This window comes from Dyadobacter sp. CY345, assembly GCF_021502725.1.
Taxonomy (GTDB): Bacteria; Bacteroidota; Bacteroidia; order Cytophagales; family Spirosomataceae; genus Dyadobacter.
The window spans coordinates 71,723-93,969 of record NZ_JAKFFS010000002.1; the positions used below are offsets into that span (position 1 = coordinate 71,723).

Sequence of the window (22,247 nt, forward strand, 5' to 3'; positions counted from 1 at the left end):
CGGGATTTGCTTCTACTATGTCTGATAGACTTAAAAATCCAATCAATAGTTGGAATAAGCGATTAAATAATATAAAATAATTGCTCATTGAATAATAAAACATTATAGGCTGGAAAGTATCCGAAGAATATTATCTCGATAAATTTAACCCGATGCCTAGACTTGTCTATTTATTGAATTTATCTATTTACATTTTGACAAATCGGAAAGTATAAAACCTTCCTTTTGTCCCTTTGTGCAATATGAAGTATATTTAAATACGGCATTCAGGAAATATAATTTATATACATACAAATTGTACAGAATTTAGTTTTATCAAATATGCGCACAGTTATTTTGATTGGCACAATCGTGATCGTTCTTGTTTTAGGGAAAATTTATGTGTTTCCTAAATCTGAAAGCGAGAAGTCCGCAGGTAATTCAGGTGGGAAATCAAGCGGGAAGTCTGCAAATGCGGCTGCTATTCCTGTCAGCGTATATGTCGTTGGTATGGAATCTCTCGATAATCAGATTTTTGCATCCGGAACCATACTGCCGAATGAAGAAGTGACACTTATGTCAGAAATCTCCGGCAGACTCGTAAAACTTAACATTCAGGAAGGTTCATCGATTTCGAAAGGCCAGTTGATCGCGAAGATTAATGACCGCGACTTAAAAGCGCAGCTTCAAAAAGTTGAATATAATCAGGAACTCGCCAGGAAAATAGAAACCCGTCAGCAGAAACTGCTGAAAGTGGAAGCAATAAACCTGGAAGAATACGATGTCACTTCAAACAATATCCGGGTGCTGGATGCAGAAAAAGAAGTTATAGAATCACAGCTTGAAAAAACAGAAATCCGTGCACCATTTAACGGACGAATTGGATTGAAAAATATCAGTGAAGGTGCATATCTCGCTCCGGGTACGCCAATCGTGACTATTATTCAAAGTAATCCGGTCAAAATTGATTTTACGGTTCCGGAAAAGTATACTTCCAACATTCGCGTAGGAAGTACGGTAACCTTCAATTTGGACGGAGATGACGTAAATCACTCAGCCAGGGTTATTGCATTGGATCCCAAGGTTGACGAAAGCCTGAGAACATTGCGGATTCGTGCAGTTGCTTCAAATCCGGCTGGCAAATTTGTGCCGGGTACTTTTGTAAAAGTTAAAGCCAACCTCGCAGCAAATAACAAAGCTGTGATGATCCCGACAGAAGCAATTGTTCCTGTGTTAAAAGGAAAAAAAGTTTTCATTGTTAGAAATGGTAAGGCAGAGGAAGGAATGGTAACGACTGGTTTGCGTACCGATAAAAAAATTCAGGTACTTGGTGGTTTACAGCAAGGTGATTCATTGATCACTTCCGGAATTATGGCTTTGAAACCCGGTTCGCCGGTCAAAGCCAGGTAGTTAGCCCGACAATTTCAGATACTTCTGCGGCTTATTCGCATCAAATAATATCAACTATGAGTATTTCTACGCTCTCTATCAAGCGACCGGTTTTAGCCATTGTGATGAATCTTCTCATCATACTTTTCGGATTTCTTGGTTATAAATTTCTGGGGATGAGGGAATTCCCCTCCATTGATCCGCCGGTAGTTTCCATTCGTACAAGTTATACCGGTGCCAATGCGGATATTATCGAGTCCCAAATAACAGAACCGCTTGAAAAACAGCTGAATAGTATCGAAGGGATTAAATCGATCAATTCGACAAGCAGCCAGGGAACAAGCCAGATCACGGTTGAATTTGATATTGGTGTCGATATGGAGCGCGCTGCCAATGATGTGCGCGATAAGGTCGGATCGGCGTCACGAACGCTGCCTTTGGATATTGACGGCCCGCCCGTAGTAAGTAAAGCCGATGCAAACTCGGAGCCGATCATTGTTTTAACCTTTAAAAGTAATACCAGATCACATCTTGAAGTAAGTGATTATGCTGAAAATGTGATAGCGCAGCGGCTGCAAACCATTGAAGGTGTAAGCGAAATACGCATATTTGGTCAGAAAAAATATGCGATGCGGATCTGGATGGATCCAGTAAAAATGGCTTCACTTGGCGTTACAACGCAAGATGTAAAGTCAGCTCTGGACAAAGAAAATGTGGAGCTGCCAAGTGGAAAACTGGCTGGTGATAATACGGAATTGACAGTAAAGACGGTTGGCCGTTTCAGAACGGAAGATGATTTTAATGATATGATCGTTAAAAATACAACCACGCAAACGATTCATTTAAAGGATATTGGTTACGCTCAATTAGGTCCTGAGAATGAAGAAACTGTTTTAAGACTTGATAACGTACCGATGATCGGTCTGGCTATTTCGCCTATGCCGGGAGCGAATTATATTAATATTTCCGAGGAGGTAAACAAACGGTTGGCGGAAATTAAAAAAGAGCTTCCGAAAGATTATGAACTCGGAACGCTGATTGATAATACTATTTTTGTAAAACGCTCGATTGAAGAGGTTGGAGAAACTTTACTGATTGCGATTATTCTGGTTGTGATCATTATTTACTTATTCTTCCGCGACTGGCTTATCGCTTTCCGCCCATTAATTGATATTCCGGTTTCCTTGATCGGGACGTTTTTTATCATGTATATCATGGGTTTTTCCATTAACGTACTCACGCTGCTGGCGATTGTTTTGGCGACTGGTTTGGTGGTAGATGATGGTATCGTGGTTACCGAAAATATTTTTAAGAAAATAGAAGAGGGTATGGGGCCGATTGAAGCGGCGATCAAAGGATCGAATGAAATCATTTTCGCTGTTCTTTCTACGTCAATTACGCTGGCCTCGGTTTTCCTGCCGGTAATTTTTATGCAGGGGTTTGTCGGGAAATTATTCCGGGAATTCGGTATCGTTATTTCCGCTGCTGTTCTTGTCTCCGCATTTGTGTCGCTTACGCTTACGCCAATGCTGAATGCTTATCTGGTTCGTAAAACGCATAAGAAAAGTTGGTTTTATGAAAAAACAGAGCCATTTTTTGTCAACATGACCAATAGTTATGGCGAAGCACTTGCTTCTTTTTTAAAAATAAGATGGGTTGCCATACCGCTTATTTTCTTAACACTTGGTATGATCTGGTTTTTTGGAAAAGATCTTCAATCAGAACTGGCACCTTTGGACGACCGTAACTGGTTTCGTATCCAAATGACTGCTCCCGAAGGTTCGTCATTCGAATTTACTGATAAATATGTACAGAGTATCAGCCAGATGCTGACGGATTCAATGCCTGGTAAAAAGGGGATAATGTTGATCACATCACCGGGAAATTCCGGCCTTGGCGCTGCGAATACAGGCAGCGGACGGATTGCACTGACTGACCGCATGGAGCGTAAGGAATCTCAACAGGAAATTGCGGATTTGGTAACAAAACAATTAAAACGTTTCCCGGACGCGAAATCCTTTGTAGTCCAGCAGCAGACAATTGCTGTGGATTCGCGAGGTGGTCTGCCGATTCAATACGTGATTCAGGCTCCGGATTTTGAAAAATTACGCGAATATCTACCCAGGTTTATGGAAGAGGCGTCGAATGATCCTACGTTCGCCATTACTGATGTCAACCTGAAATTCAGCAAGCCGGAATTGCAGATTATGATCGACCGGGAAAAAGCAAAGTCACTGGGAATTTCAGTACAGGATGTTGCACAAACGATGCAGTTCGCTTTTGCCGGACAGCGTTTTGGCTATTTTACGATGAATGGAAGGCAGTATCAGGTAATCGGACAATATGATCGTATCAATCGCGACGAGCCGCTTGATCTGAAAAGTATGTTTGTGAGAAGCAGCAACGGCAGTTTGATTCAGTTAGATAATATTGTAAAGACCGTTGAAGAAAGCAGTCCGCCGCAGCTTTTTCACTTTAACCGTTATATGAGTGCTACGGTGCAGGCTTCCTTAGCCCCCGGAAAAACGATTGGAGACGGTATTGCGGCCATGGATAAAATTAGGGATAAGCTGAAAGACGAGGCAATACAAACCTCGTTAAGCGGATCTTCACGTGATTATGCCGAAAGTTCTTCGAATACCATGTTCTCCTTTTTTCTGGCTCTGGTGTTGATTTATTTTATTTTGGCAGCACAGTTTGAAAGTTTTGTAGACCCGTTCATTATTATGATCACTGTGCCGTTAGCCATAGGTGGAGCGGTGTTTTCCTTGTGGTATTTCAACCAAACCTTAAATATTTTCAGCCAGATCGGAATGATCATGCTGATTGGTTTAGTAACGAAAAACGGTATTCTGATCGTAGAATTTGCAAACCAGTTACGGGAAACCGGTTTGGGCAAAAGAGAAGCTGCACTTGAAGCTGCGACTTTGCGTTTCCGGCCAATTTTAATGACAAGTTTAGCGACAATATTAGGAGCATTGCCAATTGCCATGGCTCTCGGTTCGGCAGGGAGAAGCCGGATGTCAATGGGTATTGTAATTATGGGAGGATTACTGTTCTCTCTTGTTTTGACGCTCTATGTTATTCCGGCTATGTATACTTTCCTGTCCAGAGAAAAGGATCTGAATAAAATGAAGATGATTGAAAGAATAGCCCGGGAAAGTGAAATGGACGAGCAGGCGGCGCATGCTTAATTGATGCCAAGTCAGTCCTTCAGCGCTTGAATTTAGAAATAGAATTCGTTAACTTCCAATAAAAACGGGTAATATGTCGACATTGATTAAATCTTCTTTTACAAATCTTCAGCAAGAGCTGTTAAAGCTTTATGCAAGAGAAATAAGTGAAGAAGATTTGGCTAATATTAGAGATTTAATAGGTCAATATTTCCTTCAAAGACTTACTACAATGGCAGACAGTGCCTGGGATAAAAATGGATGGGATCAACAGGATATGGAAAATATGCTTAATGAAAATAATCAATAAAATATGAATATCGTATTGGATACAGAAGTCCTTCTTGTGTCCTTGCCAAGCAAATCAATTTCTGGAAATAATAACACAGTCTTCCTGATCGCGTCAAACCAATTCCAACGCTGAACGCTCAGTTCCCATCTTCCGCAACATCCGAACATGTGATCCCAACGCATTCATAAAATCAGATTTAGCATTATACTCCAGACCAAACTCTTCGGCTGTCTGACTTACGATGGGGGAAAGTGCATGGTAATGAATATGTGAGATTGAAGGGAATAAATGGTGTTCAATCTGATAATCCAGCCCACCGATATACCAGGATAATATCCGGTTTTTGCCTGCAAAATTTGAAGTTGTTTGTAGCTGATGCACTGCCCAAGCATTTTCCACATTCCCAACATTATCAGGAACGGGTTGGTCAGTTCCTTCTACGACATGCGCCATTTGAAAAACAGTGCTCAAAATCATTCCTGCTGTGCAATGCATAGCCATAAATCCGATTGCCCATTCTCCAAAAGTTAGAGAAGTAAAAGCGAGCGGTATTATGCAGATAAATAAAACATAAGCCAGTTTGCTCACAATTAACCTGATTAATTCTTTTTTCGGATATGGCTTTGTCATGCCGGTCTCCGACATTTTATTGAACAAAGAAATCTCTTTGAAGTCTTTCCATAGAAAAGAAATCGTCATCAGGCTGTAAAGCAAAAATGCATAAATATGCTGAAAACGATGAATATATTTCTGTTTTTCCTGATAAGATAAACGAAGTAAAAATTTCCCGGTTATATCCTCATCAACTTCGTGGATATTGGTATAGGTGTGATGAAGCCTGTTATGCTGAACTTCCCAATTGTAAGCATTACCACCTAAAAGATATATTGAACCACCAAAAATTTTATTTAAAATATTGGAGTTTGCCAGTGAGCCATGTATTGCGTCATGCATGACAGACATTCCAACACCTGCAACTCCCACGCCCATCAGGACAGAAAGTGCCAGCATAGTCATGTCGGATAAAGATCCTGTTAATATTAAAAAGTATGGGATAAGGTAAAGGCTCAACATGAAAAAAGCCTTGAAGATTATTTGATTACCACCCGTTTTGCAAAGGTTATTTTCAGAAAAGTAGAGGTCAACTCGTTGTCTTAGCGTAGGAAAGAAAGTGGACTTTTCTTTGTTATTAAACTTGATTTTCTGGTACTGCATAAAAGGTATGACTTCTGGTCATGAAGAAGAATAATTTTTATCCCACTTCATAACAACGAATGAGAGTATTGATTATTAGCCAAAAGTAAACATTAAAAGAATATTCCAGTTAAATATTCTAAATAATGGTCAGAATTCATAATAAAATAATGTGGAAGCGCTTAAATCAAACAAAAAATTAGGCCGGCCATAATGGCTGGCCTAATACGCATCGATAATATTAAAAGAATTTACAGAGCAAACGCTTCTTTGATTTTATCTACGAAATCTAGTTTTTCCCAAGTGAAGAGTTCAACTTCAACTTCTTTTTCCTTTCCGTCAGCACCTTTAAATGATTTTTTGACAATTTCATTTTTACGACCCATGTGGCCATAAGCAGCTGTTTCCGAGTAAATTGGATTACGTAATTTTAGACGCTGCTCGATCGCGTATGGACGTAAGTCAAAGATCTGCTCAATTTTCGAAGCAATCTCTCCGTCATGTCCTGCAACCTTCGCTGTTCCATAAGTATTAACATACAATCCGCAAGGCTGAGCAACACCGATCGCGTAAGAAACCTGTACCAAAACTTCATCACAAAGTCCTGCTGCAACCATATTTTTAGCAATGTGACGGGTCGCATATGCAGCGGAGCGGTCAACTTTGGATGGATCTTTACCAGAGAATGCACCACCACCGTGCGCACCTTTACCACCGTAAGTATCCACGATAATTTTACGACCAGTAAGGCCGGTATCACCATGCGGACCTCCGATAACAAATTTACCAGTTGGGTTGATATGGAATGTTATATCGCCTGAGAATAATTCCTGAAGTGATTCAGTCAGTTTAGCCTTAACGCGTGGAATTACAATATTAATAACATCTTCTTTGATTTTAGCAAGCATAGTCGCCTCAGAATCAAAGTCATCATGCTGCGTAGAAACAACGATTGTGTCGATACGTAAAGGCACATTTTCGTCGCTATATTCGATCGTTACCTGAGATTTGGCATCAGGACGAAGGTATGGAATCAGCTCCGGTTCATTATTCCGGATATAAGACATCTCCTGAAGAATCTTATGTGCAAGATCCAGCGCAAGAGGCATGTAGTTTTCAGTTTCGCGGGTAGCGTAACCGAACATCATTCCCTGGTCACCGGCACCCTGTGCATTGGCTTTTTCTTCAAAAGTTTCGTTTGCAACAGCGCGATCAACTCCCTGGTTAATATCAGCACTCTGATCATGGATTGCTGATAAAATACCGCAAGAATTTGCTTCAAACATGTATTCGCTTTTAGTATATCCAATCTTACGGATTACTTCACGCGTGATTTTTTGTACATCCAGATAGGTGTTTGTTTTAACCTCTCCTGCCAATACTACTTGACCTGTTGTAACCAAAGTCTCACAGGCTACTTTACTGTTTGTATCCCAAGCTAAAAAATTGTCAATAAGGGCATCTGAAATCTGGTCAGCTACTTTGTCGGGATGTCCTTCAGACACGGACTCCGAAGTAAATAGATATGGCATAGTATGTACTAGGTTTTATTTACTATATTAAATTTATGCTAAATAATTAACGACTGTCTTAAGACTAACAAAATTGAATTTTTTTAAGACATTAACCAAATAATCAGCAGGGAAAAATTAAGAAGATAGGGGCATTACGCCATTTTGTAGAAGAATCTCTGGTCACTTGTAAAGAAGAAAGCCTGATTATATTAAAGTATAATCAGGCTTTCTAAAATATTGTTTATCGCAATGATCAGATTGGAACATTTACATGCCGTTCGGCATGATAGCTTGAACGAACCAAAGGACCCGACTCAACATATTTCAATCCGCGTCTCAAACCTTCTTCTCTGTATGTATCGAACATTTCCGGTGTGATCCATTCTATAACTTCATGGTGCATTTTGGTCGGCTGAAGATATTGCCCAAGCGTCAGAATATCCAGTCCGTTTGCAACCAGATCATCCATTGCTTTATAGACTTCATCCATTGTTTCACCTAAACCAAGCATAATCCCGGACTTGGTACGTTGTCCGAATTCCTTAGTTCTTCTGATCTGTTCGAGGCTTCTTTCGTATTTTGCCTGCGGTCTTACCGAACGATACAGGCGCTCAACGGTTTCCATGTTGTGTGAAACCACTTCCTGTCCGGCCTCGATCATGTGGATCAAAGCATCCCAGTTATTTTTAACATCAGGAATCAATGTTTCAATCGTTGTTTCCGGCGTAGTCTGTTTTACTTGAACAACGGTTTGATACCATATTTCTGCGCCACGATCTTTCAATTCATCCCGGTTTACAGAAGTAAGAACAGCATGTTTTACCTGCATTAACTTAATTGCTTCGGCAACACGGCGTGGTTCATCTACGTCATATTCATTTGGACGGCCAGTCGCCACGGCACAAAAGCTGCAACTCCGCGTACAAACATTACCCAAAATCATAAACGTAGCCGTTCCCGCTCCCCAGCATTCGCCCATATTAGGGCAGCTGCCACTTTCGCAAATTGTATGTAATTTATAGTTGTCAACTAACTGACGGACTTTTCTGAATTCTGGTCCTGCCGGTAGTTTTACGCGTAACCAGTCCGGGCGTTTTTTTCGTTCGGAAGGTATAACTGGAAGTTCAATCATGATTTTCTAATCAAAGTCAATAATCACCGGCTGCAATAACGAGCCGATGGAATACTATAAATTTAACGACTTATTTTTTGCTGCCAAAATAGAGTGTGATAAAGCCTGATGTATAGAAACTCTTGTTCTGCGCATAAGCCATAATATCAATCTTACGGGTAAAAGTCTCTGCAAGAAACCCGATTTCGACACCAGTAACATTTTCTCTAAATGCACTTAGCTCAAAGCTGAGAGCGGTTTTTATATGTAATCCCGGCACAACTTTACTTTGTCCAAAACCGGAAAAAAAGCTTCCAACACCTACAAAGCCTTCATAAGGATCTTGCGTGGAATTAGGATCAACACGTAAAGGAGTCGTAACCACTTGTCCTCCTGCTACTTGTCTTTGTATCATGTAAGGTTTTTCAAATCCCAGCGAAGGACCAGCGGCAACAATCGCACTGATCGCTATTCCTTCATCCTCATGCCGATTAAATAACGTGATTTCTCTTCCGTATTCCGGACGTAGAACAAAAAGATAATTTTGTTTTCCATAAACAAACCGTGCGCCGGTATTAAAACTTTGGGCAAGCTCCTTTGGATGTCTTACGTTCACCAGTTCTACGGCCAAATAACGATATTGGTTTTTACCAAATAATTTGCCGGGAATAGCACTCGAATTACGAAATACAGCTCCACCTAAAATTCCTGAGTTGGTATTGGTTGTCAGACCGAAGGAAGTAAATGATTTATATACCTCATCAATATCCTCGCCTTTTGCCCTGCGTTGGGCATATATATCCGTGGATAGGAAAACCAGAATACAGATCGAAAGTAAAAGTTTTACACGAATCATATTTACACGAATATATCTCTTTGTGATCACTAAATAAAAGCGAATTGAGGAGTGAAATTACAAAATTATCGTATATCCTTTCCCATCCTAATTCCACATTAACGGTTTTTTGTACATTTATGTTCTTTAAACGTAAAAAGAATCAAAAAAGCCTGTTTTAAGCTTCATTAGTTGTATAAATTGTCTTTTAATTTTTAATAAACCTATCGTTTTGTCGGAATTTTTGTATCAGTTGGCAATGAATGCCTTTTCCGGGCTTATGCATATTGCGGCAGCATTCAGCCCAAAAGTGAAATTGGGTGTAACAGGTCGTGAAGGACTCATTGAAAAACTTGAAAAGACGATTCCATCCCTGATCAATGGTCGGCCGGTGGCCTGGTTTCATGCCGCTTCTCTCGGAGAATTCGAGCAGGGAAGACCTGTAATGGAAGCCTTTAAAAGAGAATATCCGGATTTTTTTATCCTGTTGACATTCTTTTCTCCATCCGGATATGAAGTTCGGAAAAATTATGCCGGAGCAGATTATATCTGTTATCTGCCGATTGATACTGAAAGTAATGCAAAGAAATTTGTAACACTGTTTCAGCCAACCATTACCTTTTTTATTAAATACGAGTTCTGGTATAACTATTTGTCGGAGCTCAAAAAGAGCGGTTCTTATATTCTTTCGTTTTCAACAATATTTCGTCCGGATCAGCTTTTCTTCAAAACTTACGGTGGTTTTTATAGAAAAATGCTCTCTTATTTTGATCATCTTTTTGTCCAGAATGATGTGTCTTTACAACTATTGAGAGGTATCGACATTGACCAATGTTCGCTTGCTGGCGACACGCGTTTCGACCGTGTTTATGCCATTGCGAAAGGGATAAAAAATTTGCCAGAAATTGCTTCTTTCAAAAATAATACACTTTGTATGGTCGCCGGATCTGTCTGGGAAGCGGATATGCAGGTGCTGATTCCTACATTGAATGAAATTGAGAAGCCTTTGAAGGTCATTTTTGCGCCGCATGAAATTGACCAATCGCATATGGAAAGCTGGCAAAAGCAGTTGAAGGGAAAATCAATGTTATATTCTCAATATAAAAAAGCGGTTGATTCAAATTCACCAGTTGTGCCTTTCGATTATCTGTTTATTGACAATATCGGCATGTTGTCATCTTTATATAGTTACGGCGACATTGGTTACATCGGAGGATCTTTTGGCTCGGGTTTACACAATATACTTGAAGCCGCAACATTTGGGTTGCCGATTCTTTTTGGGAATAAAAAGTATCAAAAGTTTCAGGAAGCTGTTGATCTGATTAAGGAAGGAAGTGCAAAGGCAATCGCGGATTCTGATGAAGCAAAACGATATCTGGGAGAATGGATGACTGATGATGTAAAGCGAACTAAACTTAACGCGATCAGCGAAAACTATGTCGCTTCCAGAATCGGAGCAACGGAAATAGTTATGAAAAAGGTAAGGAATATTCTGACGAAATAATTTATAGATAACCGGGAAGACATAATTTTCATCTTCCCGGTAATAATTTTATCCCAAAGGAGACGAAAATTCTTTAACAATCAGGTGTTCAAACAAATGTGCCTGTGTTCCAAGCAATCTTGCTTTTGGACCCAATTTAGAAATATGAATGGAAAGCGTATTTTTGAAATCAGATAAGCAATATTTGTTGATCGCCTGCTCAATCGGATTGGATATAAACGGACCAGCTTCTGCCAATAAACCGCCTACGATAATTACTTCCGGATTAAAAAGATGCACAGCCGTCGCCAGCCCTTTACCCAATTCTGTTCCGACAGTGCTCAACAAATCGATTGAAAACTCATCACCTGCGTGAACGGCTTCAATAATATGGCTTGTATCCAATAAGTCAAGATTGTCATTTACCAATTGAGAGAGAATCGTGGCTTGCCCACTCGTAATACCTTCTTTTGCTCTGCGAATCAAAGCCATTGCAGAAGTTGTTGTATCAAGGCAGCCGATTTTTCCACAATGACAAAGTAAGCCATCAGGTTTGACCTGAATATGCCCTAATTCACCCGCAAAGCCGGACGCACCGTTAAAAACTTCACCATTTAACAAAATTCCTAAACCAACGCCCCAGTCAATATTAATCGTTAAAACCTGCGATTTATTGATTGCATAACCAAAACGATGTTCTCCGATTGTCGTAGCTTTTGTATCATTACATAAGCATACTGGCAGATTAAAATAATTTTTTAGATAGGTTGATAATGGAACACCAGGAGGTGTAAGATTAAGATAGGTCAGGTTTATTCCTTGTCCTGCATTAATCAAACCGGGCATTGAAACCCCGATTCCCCATAACTTTTCACGTGGTATATCGTGAAATTTCAAAAATGATTCAGTTTCCTGAAATAATTCTTCGAGAAAACTTGAAGAATCATCCAGCCTGATATCAACTTTACGCTTGACGATGATCTGATTATGTAAATCAAAAATTACCAGATGTGTATCATGGCGGTTGATATCCATGATCAAAGTCAAATATTTTTTACTATTCAATCCATATAAAACCGGAGGGCGGCCGGCTCGTGCTGGGCCAGTACCACTTTCGGTAATCCAGCCTTCACGGATAAGTTCGTTCACAATACCGGTTGCAGATGGTATACTGGCATGAAACAAACGGGCCATTTTATTAATGGAGGTATCGCCTGACTGGTATAATTCTAGTAAAAGATTACTTCTGAGACGGTTTTTTCTAATATCAATAACGGAATTTGGCTCCTCAACAGCAGAATTCATAGCATATTTAAAACATGTGGCAATTTAGGGGTTCAGACTATTATCAGCCAATTAAAATGATAGTCAGGGACTAATATATAAAATAATACATTAATTCACCCTATTTTATTAAAATAACTTAATAAACTATTTTCAATTTGTTAATAGTATATCAATATATCAGGAAAAGGCACATACGGCAAATAAACTACTTTATCTTTAACACCCTTTTTACAATAATTTCCATATCACGCCCGACTACCTAAAAGTTCTGTTATATTCGTCATCATATAAGTTATTGAAATCGTTAGAATGGAGTTTGAAAAAGGATTGGTAATTCGCTCGACAGGTTCCTGGTATGAAGTCCGGGACGACCGCGACGGACATATCTGGCAATGCCGGTTGAAGGGAAAATTTAAAACGATGGGTTTAAAAGTGACAAACCCAATCGCGGTGGGAGATTATGTGCGATTTGAAATTGAGGATGAAAATCAAAACTCAGGGATTATTTATGAAATTTTACCTCGGACCAACTATGTAGTCCGCGCTTCGGTGCATAAAACGGCGCATTCACATTTAATTGCGGCAAATGTTGACCAGGCTATACTAATTGCGACATTGGTTTTTCCACGTACCTCACTAGGTTTTATCGATCGTTTTCTGGTAGCCATTGAATCGTTCAGGATTCCCGGTGTTATTATTTTTAATAAGCAGGATTTGCTGAATGATGAAATCAAGGAATTTCAGACGCAGTTGATGGATCTGTATACCAGTCTGGGTTATACGTGCATGGCTACAACAGCTGTAACAGGCGAAGGACTGGAAGATTTCAGGCAGCTTTTGAAAGGAAAGGTTTCGCTTTTGTCAGGTCATTCAGGTGTTGGAAAATCAACATTGGTCAATACGATTGCGCCAACTTTGGATATTAAAACCCAGGAAGTTTCAACATTTGCTAACAAAGGGGTACACACGACAACGTTTGCAGAAATGTTTGAACTTGAACCCGGAACGTTCATCATCGATTCTCCGGGTATCAAAGAACTTGGTCTGGCAGATATGAAACCGGAAGAGATCAGTCACTATTTTCCTGAAATGCGTAAGCGGTTGAATGAGTGCCGGTTTAATAATTGTCAGCATATCAATGAACCAGGTTGCGCAATTAAAGACGCCGTAAGCAATGATGAAATCGCATTTAGTCGCTACGAAAGTTATTTAAGTATGGTTGGGGGAGGAGATAACCGCAGATAGGATTCTAAAATCTCTGAGCATGAAAAATGTTGAACATATTGGAATTGCGGTCAGAGATCTTGAAGCTGCTGAAAAATTGTTCGGTGCTTTGTTCAATAGTAAACCTTACAAAAAAGAGACAATCGCTTCTGAACTGGTAGAAACATCGTTTTTTAAAATAAATCAGACTAAAATTGAGCTGCTGCAAGCTATGGATGCTGACAGTGCGATTGCTAAGTTTATAGAAAAAAAAGGCGAAGGATTCCACCATGTTGCTTTTGAAGTAGATGATATCGTTTCAGAAATGGAGCGATTGAAAGGTGAAGGTTTTACCTTATTGAACGATAAACCAAAGCCGGGAGCGGATAATAAACTTGTTTGTTTTCTACATCCTAAGGGAACCAATGGCATACTGATTGAGCTATGCCAGGAAATAATAAAGCCGGATCGTTAAAAATCCGGCTTTATTATTTTGGTTAGAATGGAAGTCCTACTGCAATATTAAGTACTAAATTTTCTTTTCGCCAGGCCTGACTTCCAAAATTAATTTCTTTGAATACCCAGGGATTTTTATATTTCACGGGAGCATCAGGATCAAAAGGTGCATCCGGGTCTGTGGCGACGGGCGTATTAGTATACCATGGTTTCCTGAATGGTGTTGCAAGATCCAGACGGAAAACCAGAAATGAAAAATCCAGACGAAGACCTATACCACCGCCTACGGCAACCTGGTTTAAAAAGTTCTTCTTAAAAACAGATTCAGAGCCGTAGCCTTCCGATGCGTCTCCACGATAGGACCAGATATTTCCGGCATCAACAAATACAGCACCACCGATAATGTCAGTAAATTTCAAACGGACCTCCGAATTTGCTTCAAGCCTGATGTCGCCAAACGATTGATACCCAAACAGTCTGATTGAGGATGTATCCTGATAATATGCACCAGGTCCAATTGCTCTTGCCCTGAATGCACGAAGGCCGGTACTTCCTCCGCCAAAATATTGTTTAAACTGAGGCATTGGCATGGCTCTGGAATTTCCAAATGGGATACCCACCCCGCCCAGTAATCGGTTAGCCCACTTTATTCTTGAATTGATCGTTCTGTAATACCTAATGTCTCCATCAAATTTGACGAACTGTAAAATAGGTACGCCAAAGAGCTCTTTGGCAGGATTATCCGTCGTACTAGCATCTGGTTTTTTACCGAAAAGACTTAGTAAATTTCCGCCGTAGTCAATACCACCGAGCATGACAAACTGGTTTTTGCTAAATGGGCGGGGTGTTGGGCGGTAAGAGACAGAATAATTGGAGCCCATAATGATATATTTGGTTTCAAATAAGTCTATTAACCTCCTGGCTTCAAGAGGACTTAAATTAGGGCTATCAATAATTTCGGCATATTTCAGAACATCGACATTACGAGGCTCAACAAAGTTTATCGCAATCGGTGTCAGGTTATGTTCCAGTTTCGAACTTTTACTCCACACATAAGAATAATCAAAACGGATAGAGCGCGTTGTGTAAAAACCTCGCTGAATCCTGTTTTCATAGGTAAGAGCCATCACTGTTTTTGGTAAAACCTGGCTTCTTTCCGGACGGATTCTGACAAAAGGTACAACAAATCTTGGAAACGAAAGACTGGCAATAGCACCATATCTAACAAATTCATTTCCAACCCTGCCCGGGTTTTCTACCCGGTTTCCACCTAGCTGCACATCAAATCCAAAATAAGGGCTTAGTGTGAAAATCTCACCGCCGCGCAAAAAGTTTCTGTTTTTAAGGTTTACCCTAAGTTCAGAACCTCCGAGGTTGTTGGATTTTGTACTCGCACTCAATACCGTTTGCAACGATTTCTTTTTCAGCGGCGCCAGATTGTAATACACATTTAACATCGCAGAATCGGATCTTGGCACCAGTTCAAAGCTGTTTTTTACAAATTTGAAATTCTGGAAATTGACAAGTCTGGAAACCGAAAGATCCTGTTGGGTATTGGTATAAAGATTTCCCTTGCGAAAAGCGATCGCATCATAAAATATCCGGCGTTTGTAGAGCTTTCCAGGATCGTTAATATTCAAACCACGCCTTACAGGTCCTTTATTCGTCGCGCTGTCAGCACTTTTGTCCTCATTGGTACCGGTATTGACAAAAATATTATTGATATAATATTGTTTCAAAGCTGTTTGAGCAGTCTCCTTTTTCACCTCAAGGTATAAATTAACCTGTTGCTGAGCCAAAGTAGAATCCTGCTTACCAATCGTGGAATCAACGCGCATAATAAGATAATCAGGGTTGAAATAATAATAACCCTTTCCTTTCAGCAATTGCTCAATCCTGGAACGTTCAGCAGTAACGACATCAAGCCGAATCGGATCGCCTTTTCTGAGATAGGAGTCCTTTTTTGTTCTGACAAAGTCCTTATTAAATTGCGCGCTGTCGGGTACAACAAAATTAATTTCATTAATAAAATATCGCGGCATAACATAAGCCTCATACTCAGAGATCGCAGTCCTTTTCTTTTCGTTGTGTTTAATTACGCCTTTTGCTGAGGATTTGTAGTAACCTTCGTTGTCCATAAACCCAACCATATTGGCTGCATTAATGTCCACAATTCTCTGATTGGCATAAACCGGAGGCTGTCCAAGTTTTTTTCTAAACCAGCTGCGCAATCCACCTTCATCCTTTGGTTCGCCAATCCAATAGTAAAACCAAACTTTCCACGGAAAACCTAAAAGTGTACTATTCGGCGGCGGTTTTATTATAGCTTCGAGACTGGTTGCAAGCTCGCCGACTTTGGGCTTGCTCAGAGAGTCCGGTATTACCTTTACACTATTCCCAACATACAGGCTTTGGCCAGCCGGGACGTACTTTCTAACTGAGCAGCTGCCCAGCAAAATACAAATCACTAAGATGGCTAAAGAATTAATTTTCATTTTTTTGTTTTTGAAAAATTTCACGGAATAAATCGTAGTCGGCCGTTATAATAAAACTCACACCAGTTTCAATTATAAATCCTTCCAAAATTGACTGATATTGGTTTTTTCTGAATCCACGGAATAAGTACCGTCCATCTTTACTAAGTGAATAATCCAGCTGAATATTATCAAAGACTTCGGTAGAGCTTGGTGTTTGAGATTTACTTTCCAGTTCAAAGTTTTTACCCACAGAAATCTTTAATCTGTCACCCATAAAAGCCTTGCTCAAACCAACATTAAGGTCCGTCCTCGAACCCGCTATCTGGTCTGTTGAAGAATTTAGGTTAAGGTCAAGATTGACACCTTTTACCAAATCTCCCGCCAAATTATTCAGCTGATCGCTCAAAAGCTGGCTAACACTCTGACGTGCAATTTGCTCTGCGCTTGACCCAATGTTGAAACCTGGTGAAGCCTGGTCGGTAATAAATTTATTTGTAATCAACAAAGCAAAGGCCTGTTTGTTCATTTCGGAAGGACTTTGTTTCATGTCGGCCCAAAACGTCAGATTCGTAAGATCATTCTTAAAACTTTCCGGTGCCTCAATACCTGGCTCCACATTGAAGGTAATGTTCGGCGTGGAGAGATTTCCAGTAATGATAATCTGAACCTCAATTGGTACTTTTCTATCACCCTTGTAATTATTATCAATCGATCCAGGATCTACCATAACCGGATATACAGCCGTGATATTCAAATCCGCCTTCATCGGATCGCCTGTCCAGATCAAATTACTTCCTTTTCTGATCTCAAAGTTACGTTTAAGAATTTGCAACGTTAGGTCATATGAACCTTGCGTCACGTCATAGGCACCGATCAAATAAAGCTGCCCGTTTGGAGATATACCTGTGTTAAGCTTGGCATTTCCTTTTAGCTTGATATTATCTCCATTCAGCTCATCGATAACCACCGTAAACTGGGATTTGTCATCAACGTCAATATCCAGAGAAATTTGAGACGCAAAATCCACCATGATCTGCGCGGCAGCATCTGCCGAGTCCGCCTTGGCAACCTGTGTAGGGTCACTCATGTCCACAAATTCGATGACGCCTTTGCTCGCGTCACCGGCTTCTGTCACACTGTTTGACATGACCACGGTCACATTACTTTCCGGGTCAACTTTAATATTTCCATCCACGACAGATCTACTGCCCTTTCCTTTTACCGTTAAATTAGCATCAATAAGTGCCTTACCATAGAAAAGATCATTTTCCTTTTGGGTGGAATTCAGCACGCTGAAGTTTTTAGCATCTATTTTCAGATCATAAGCGACATCAGGAAGTGTGGCGATATTCACGCTCCCGTTAACCTTCAACTGTTGGTTAAGTGAATCTGCGACCGTGAAGTTATTAAAATTGATGCGCTGATCGGCGAATTGAAGTTTTTGGTTTGTTAAAGAATAACGCGTTCCAAGTTGTGTCACACTAAAAGCGACATCGTCAAAACCCATATTTCCATTTAACTTAGGGCTATCCGTTGATCCGGTAATCGCTACCTTTCCTGACAGATTTCCTGTTGCGCGTTTCAGTTGTCCGAAACTGAATGCTTCAATTGTTTCTGCCCCAAATTTCTTCATGTCCAATGTGAAATTCAGCGGCTCTTCTTCTTTCAGACGATAACTACCATATAGTCGCATATCGTTTTTATCACTGATAAGATTTACACCGACACGAATTCGGTCTTCGGTTTCATTGGTGGAACGGATCGATAAATTTCCAATCGGGATTTTGGTAAAGGCAAAATTATTAATATCCAGACGGCCGGTATAAACTGGCGAAGTCATGTAATTGCTTAACTTGATTTTTCCACTTAACGTACCCGTCGCCATCGTAGAATCCCGGGTCACAAGTGCGGCAAATGGTCCTATTGAAATGCTGTCTGCGACAATATCCAGAGGACTGTTTGGCTGATCTGTCGAAGAGTTAATAGAAATGGATTGATAATCCTGGCGGATGACAAAGTTTTTGACTAAAACACTATCCGGTGCATATTGTATGTAACCTTCCGTATCTGTCGCCCATTTACGATAATCGATCAACAACCCTTCACGAAGACGTAATTGATATCGATTGTCAACCAGCGCCAGATCGCCGTTAATTCCATGTCTGTCTGTCTGTACAGAATCCTTTACGATAAAATTGAATTTGATGTCGTTTTTGGCAATGTCAGTCGTTAATCCTGCATTTTGCATTCGAAAGCCACCCGTTTGAACATTTCCTATACTTGCAGTCATGGCTGCTTTCTCCTTAACGCTGCTCAGATTGACCAAAACGCGTTCGGTATGAATACTGTCATACTCAACCAGTGGAATATTCAGACTTGCGACAAGCGTAGAGTCCTGCTGGTTGTTCAATTTTGCGTGGAGTTGGACAGGCTTCAATTCTGTCAGCTGAGGAGCAAATATTTTGAATAACGGGTGATCTGTTACCGTAGCATCGAGCGTAAAATTTACCGGTTTGGTAACCGGTTTATAAGTCAAACCAGGAACGGAAAAGTGTTTGCTTGTTTCTGTAAAAATCGCATCTGCAATTTCAGTATAAACAAAATCACCTTCCATCTTTGCATTTAAGAAAGGAGAGGCAATAGTAGCTCTTTTATTTCCGGCCGTGTCGCTAAGCTGAACCGTCATATCGGAAATACTGACAGGCCTTTTATGATGCGTCAGAACAAAATCATTTACCGAAACAGTTCCGAGGGGATTTTCAGGATTCGTTGAGGGCATATCAATTTTGATATTTCCTTTGATCTGCAAAGAATCATTATATAGGTTCAATGCCGTAAGGTTCAGGTGATTTATATTCGCTTCACCTTTGACACTAGGAAATTCTTTCGAAAGATCAGCCTGTCCGTTCAGCGATAAATCGATATTCTGATCTTTCATATTGGCTGAAACATTCGCCAAGCTATGATCAATAGCTCCTTTAAGCACTAAATTATGATAAACATATCCCTTAATGTCAGCGCTTTGAATTGTTCCATCCAGGTTAGCTCTCATTCTGGAAGGCGTATAACCAGTTCCTTCAAGGCGGGTTGATAAGGTCAGTTTTCCGAATTCCTGAGGAGGCTGTTTCAGCATTTTCCCCATATCAAAATCTGTGAAACTCAGCGTTCCGTTATACTGCGCCTTGATGCTATCCGTGATATTCTGAAGATTTCCATCGAATGTTCCGTTTCCAAATGAAGTTGCGATGGTGGTATTCATGGTAAGATTAGCCATCGATCCGTTGACCTTGCCTGAAATCTTAATCTGTTCCGGAAGTTCAATACTGGAAGGAACTGCGCTGTCAGGAAGCATTTTCATCAAATCAGCTTTGGTTGATGACAATTCATTAATTGTCATATCTGCCGATAATTTGTTTGCATCTGGCAAACCTTTAATTCGTCCATCCAGACTCAAAACCGTTCCATCAAGCATACTGAAACGGGCCTTCGAAATCAGCATATCATCAACACTGCCTGTCACCAGGCCAGATCCTTCAACCATTCCGTTTGGCTCTTTGCTAAATGGTGGCGTAGTCGCAAGATCAGGAACGAGTAGTAATATATCTGAAAAGGCAAGTTTTGTATCTTTCAAGTTTAACCGGATTTTTACATTCGGCAAGTTATTCGTCAGATCGTCTATATTATTATAACGTAATGTCAGTTCATCACGCAAGGTTGTTTTTGGTGTTTTTACTAAAAGATTTCTCAGGTAAGTCTGTTTTGAACCATATCCAAAATCAGTTTGAAGTGTCAGAAGTTTGAATCCGCTTTTTTCTTCAAACGATCCTTTTTTTAATTTTCCTGTAATGTTGTCGGATGAAAAAAGAAAATCTTTAAGATCAACATTTAATTTTTTTACATTTAAATGAGCGTAGTCAAGACCTTTGGCAATTGGTTTGGAATTGAAGTCATCGTAACGCAGGCTATTATTAACCAACTGAATATCTTTCACAACTGCAAACCAGCCAGGCGTTTCCGTTGAGTCCGTTTTGGTATCGGGAGGACTTGTTTTTGCAGCTTCTTTTTTAGCAAATTCTGCGTAGGCCGTCATGTTTTCAATCAGAACACTTTCTACATTTACGCGCTGACTGCCCAGATATATGCTATTGATTTTTCCTTTCAACTGACCAACAGTTATGCCATTATTTAGTCCCGAAGTTTCATCCGTGAAGACCCAGTTAAAATTATTGATGTCAATGTCACTCAACTTCAAATCCAGAGAATCAGCAGGATTTGAGGCACTTTCGGTGGTGTCAACCTTTAACGCCTGATACATCCTGACCTTCGCAGCGCTATTGTACAAAGCAATTTTTGTCGGATGATATTGTGATAGGGTAGGATTGAACTTATCAAACTGTACATTCGCAGAATCAATATTAGCGTCTGCGTCAGTACCAATCACTGCATCTTTATATGAAAGACGAACTTGTTTCAATAATATTCTGTCCAAACGCATTTCCATTGGCGCTGCTGTTGTGTCAACAGGAGCATCCGGGTCGGAACTTGCAAATGCGTCAGCGATAAATTGAAAATTGAAAACAGTATCAGGTAAGGTCCGGGAGATATTGGCCACAGCTCCTTCTAACTCAATTTTATTAATTCCTACATTTCCTTTGATCAGAGAATACATATCCAAATCGACACGCAGCATCTTACCGGAAACAAGTGTGTCACCTTTTTGATCGGCAAAGAAAACCCCTTCTAAGACAATCCAGTCAGGAACATCGAAGCGTATTTTTTCAACATTGAGTTTTGTTTTAAGCTTTTTGCGCAAATAAGTATTTGCCTGAGCGGTTAGAAAGTTTTGCCCTGCGGGAGTTTGTATTCCCCATATCATTACACCAATCAGGATTAAAACTGTCAGTACGATTATAGCCAATACTTTTAGTGCTTTCTTCATTCTATCAAGTTATTCCATCCGTTTCAAAAAATCAGGATGGGTGAAGTTTTCGTAACAGCGTATCTATTTAAATAAATGAGTAGTATATTTTCTGGCTGGCAGACAAATATGCTACTCATCAGGAAGTCGTGATGAAAATCTAACGCTTAAATAACTCCGGACTAACTGCGTCGTTGATAGTCACTGAGGAAGTTATCGAGATTGGCTTTTTATCAGTACTGTTCGTTTCTACAAGCTTTGCAGGGTACAAAATGCCAAAAGCAGATTTCGTGTAATTAGAAAGATCCGTCACGGTTTCAACCCCGGCAAGCGTTTCTCTCTGACGTACCAAAAGTCCCGAGTTTGCATCGAAATATAAATTATACTTGATGCCTTTTCCTTGGAGTTCAACATTATTGGTTGCCACGCCGTTGATTGTCTCGGTGCCGACAGTTGAGGCAATTAAACCACGGCTCTGGTAATTGATGAACGGAGCAAGATTTTCGTACAGTTCAAAAGTCATATTGTCTTTATCAGCCTGACTCAAATCTCTTACTTCCACTTTGTTACCCATCGGTACTTTTATCCATCCCTCAGCACCTTTTACCGCATAAACAAAACTTCTGTTCATAATAGTCTTCGATTTGTAAATCGATTGGTCAGCCATGGAAGCAGAAATACTTGCTGTATAGGGAGTTGCCGTGGCAGAAGTATAATTACGCTTTAAGTTATAAGTTTTGACACCATCCCAAAGCGATTTCCCGCCTGTTGCTTTGTAATATTTAGCGAAAATTGAATCAGCCGGTATTCTTGTCTGGGCAAATGTAAGCGTTGCGAACATCAGAAGGACCAACGAAATACTTATGGATTTTTTCATGTGAACGGGTTGTGTTATAAGTTAAAATAATGGTACGGTTTAACTTAAAATAAGTAACC

The 22,247-nt window shown here is 40.2% G+C and carries 14 protein-coding genes; 6 read left to right on the forward strand and 8 right to left on the reverse strand.

The window, feature by feature from the left end:
- The first annotated feature begins 321 nt into the window (after positions 1-321).
- From L0657_RS10110 to L0657_RS10120, 3 genes are all read left to right on the forward strand, one after another.
- Positions 322-1,389: an efflux RND transporter periplasmic adaptor subunit gene (locus tag L0657_RS10110; protein WP_235150496.1), complete on the forward strand. Its 1,068-nt coding sequence runs from the start codon at positions 322-324 to the stop codon at positions 1,387-1,389.
- 56 nt (positions 1,390-1,445) lie between these two features.
- Positions 1,446-4,562, forward strand: coding sequence for an efflux RND transporter permease subunit (locus L0657_RS10115; RefSeq protein WP_235150497.1), 3,117 nt, complete (start codon positions 1,446-1,448; stop codon positions 4,560-4,562).
- Between the two features lie 73 nt (positions 4,563-4,635).
- Positions 4,636-4,851 (forward strand): hypothetical protein, encoded by a 216-nt coding sequence (locus L0657_RS10120; protein ID WP_235150498.1) that lies wholly within the window; start codon positions 4,636-4,638, stop codon positions 4,849-4,851.
- Positions 4,852-4,944: 93 nt separating this feature from the next.
- Here the strand turns inward: L0657_RS10120 and L0657_RS10125 are convergent, their stop codons facing one another.
- The 4 genes from L0657_RS10125 to L0657_RS10140 all read right to left on the reverse strand — a co-directional run bounded on the left by L0657_RS10125 (position 4,945) and on the right by L0657_RS10140 (position 9,508).
- The gene (locus L0657_RS10125) at positions 4,945-5,907 is read right to left on the reverse strand and encodes an acyl-CoA desaturase (RefSeq protein ID WP_235150499.1); all 963 of its coding nucleotides are present in this window, start codon (positions 5,905-5,907) and stop codon (positions 4,945-4,947) included.
- Positions 5,908-6,278: 371 nt separating this feature from the next.
- The gene (metK, locus tag L0657_RS10130) at positions 6,279-7,559 is read right to left on the reverse strand and encodes a methionine adenosyltransferase (RefSeq protein ID WP_235150500.1); all 1,281 of its coding nucleotides are present in this window, start codon (positions 7,557-7,559) and stop codon (positions 6,279-6,281) included.
- A gap of 235 nt (positions 7,560-7,794) precedes the next feature.
- Positions 7,795-8,673 (reverse strand): lipoyl synthase, encoded by an 879-nt coding sequence (gene lipA / locus L0657_RS10135; protein WP_235150501.1) that lies wholly within the window; start codon positions 8,671-8,673, stop codon positions 7,795-7,797.
- 70 nt (positions 8,674-8,743) lie between these two features.
- On the reverse strand, positions 8,744-9,508 hold the full coding sequence (locus L0657_RS10140; RefSeq protein WP_235150502.1) for a hypothetical protein: 765 nt from the start codon (positions 9,506-9,508) through the stop codon (positions 8,744-8,746).
- Positions 9,509-9,719: 211 nt separating this feature from the next.
- Between L0657_RS10140 and L0657_RS10145 the strand changes: the two genes are divergently transcribed.
- Entirely contained in the window at positions 9,720-10,991 is a 1,272-nt protein-coding gene (locus tag L0657_RS10145) for a 3-deoxy-D-manno-octulosonic acid transferase (RefSeq protein ID WP_235150503.1), read from the forward strand.
- A 48-nt stretch (positions 10,992-11,039) separates the two neighbouring features.
- Here the strand turns inward: L0657_RS10145 and L0657_RS10150 are convergent, their stop codons facing one another.
- A complete protein-coding gene (locus L0657_RS10150) occupies positions 11,040-12,275 on the reverse strand; it encodes an ROK family transcriptional regulator (protein ID WP_235150504.1) in 1,236 nt (411 codons plus the stop codon).
- 291 nt (positions 12,276-12,566) lie between these two features.
- Here L0657_RS10150 and rsgA point away from each other — a divergent pair, with 291 nt between their 5' ends.
- Positions 12,567-13,502, forward strand: a complete 936-nt coding sequence (gene rsgA, locus L0657_RS10155; protein ID WP_235150505.1) for a ribosome small subunit-dependent GTPase A — start codon at positions 12,567-12,569, stop codon at positions 13,500-13,502.
- A 19-nt stretch (positions 13,503-13,521) separates the two neighbouring features.
- Positions 13,522-13,935 (forward strand): methylmalonyl-CoA epimerase, encoded by a 414-nt coding sequence (mce, locus tag L0657_RS10160; RefSeq protein ID WP_235150506.1) that lies wholly within the window; start codon positions 13,522-13,524, stop codon positions 13,933-13,935.
- A 22-nt stretch (positions 13,936-13,957) separates the two neighbouring features.
- Here the strand turns inward: mce and L0657_RS10165 are convergent, their stop codons facing one another.
- From L0657_RS10165 to L0657_RS10175, 3 genes are all read right to left on the reverse strand, one after another.
- Positions 13,958-16,411, reverse strand: a complete 2,454-nt coding sequence (locus L0657_RS10165; protein WP_235150507.1) for a BamA/TamA family outer membrane protein — start codon at positions 16,409-16,411, stop codon at positions 13,958-13,960.
- Positions 16,401-21,332 carry a translocation/assembly module TamB gene (locus L0657_RS10170; RefSeq protein ID WP_235150508.1) on the reverse strand — a complete coding sequence of 1,644 codons (4,932 nt, stop codon included), beginning with the start codon at positions 21,330-21,332 and terminating at the stop codon, positions 16,401-16,403. The genes L0657_RS10165 and L0657_RS10170 overlap by 11 nt, the downstream gene beginning before the upstream one ends.
- A gap of 139 nt (positions 21,333-21,471) precedes the next feature.
- Positions 21,472-22,188 (reverse strand): hypothetical protein, encoded by a 717-nt coding sequence (locus L0657_RS10175; RefSeq protein ID WP_235150509.1) that lies wholly within the window; start codon positions 22,186-22,188, stop codon positions 21,472-21,474.
- Between the last annotated feature and the right edge of the window lie 59 nt (positions 22,189-22,247).

What these genes read in the sequence shown, in the direction of transcription:
- lipA (WP_235150501.1), bottom strand. Translation starts at nt 8,673, where the DNA reads ATGATTGAACTTCCAGTTATACCTTCCGAACGAAAAAAACGCCCGGAC.
- L0657_RS10120 (WP_235150498.1), top strand. Translation starts at nt 4,636, where the DNA reads ATGTCGACATTGATTAAATCTTCTTTTACAAATCTTCAGCAAGAGCTG.
- L0657_RS10175 (WP_235150509.1), bottom strand. Translation starts at nt 22,188, where the DNA reads ATGAAAAAATCCATAAGTATTTCGTTGGTCCTTCTGATGTTCGCAACG.
- L0657_RS10115 (WP_235150497.1), top strand. Translation starts at nt 1,446, where the DNA reads ATGAGTATTTCTACGCTCTCTATCAAGCGACCGGTTTTAGCCATTGTG.
- L0657_RS10170 (WP_235150508.1), bottom strand. Translation starts at nt 21,332, where the DNA reads ATGAAGAAAGCACTAAAAGTATTGGCTATAATCGTACTGACAGTTTTA.
- mce (WP_235150506.1), top strand. Translation starts at nt 13,522, where the DNA reads ATGAAAAATGTTGAACATATTGGAATTGCGGTCAGAGATCTTGAAGCT.
- metK (WP_235150500.1), bottom strand. Translation starts at nt 7,559, where the DNA reads ATGCCATATCTATTTACTTCGGAGTCCGTGTCTGAAGGACATCCCGAC.
- L0657_RS10110 (WP_235150496.1), top strand. Translation starts at nt 322, where the DNA reads ATGCGCACAGTTATTTTGATTGGCACAATCGTGATCGTTCTTGTTTTA.
- L0657_RS10125 (WP_235150499.1), bottom strand. Translation starts at nt 5,907, where the DNA reads ATGTTGAGCCTTTACCTTATCCCATACTTTTTAATATTAACAGGATCT.
- rsgA (WP_235150505.1), top strand. Translation starts at nt 12,567, where the DNA reads ATGGAGTTTGAAAAAGGATTGGTAATTCGCTCGACAGGTTCCTGGTAT.
- L0657_RS10140 (WP_235150502.1), bottom strand. Translation starts at nt 9,508, where the DNA reads ATGATTCGTGTAAAACTTTTACTTTCGATCTGTATTCTGGTTTTCCTA.
- L0657_RS10165 (WP_235150507.1), bottom strand. Translation starts at nt 16,411, where the DNA reads ATGAAAATTAATTCTTTAGCCATCTTAGTGATTTGTATTTTGCTGGGC.
- L0657_RS10150 (WP_235150504.1), bottom strand. Translation starts at nt 12,275, where the DNA reads ATGAATTCTGCTGTTGAGGAGCCAAATTCCGTTATTGATATTAGAAAA.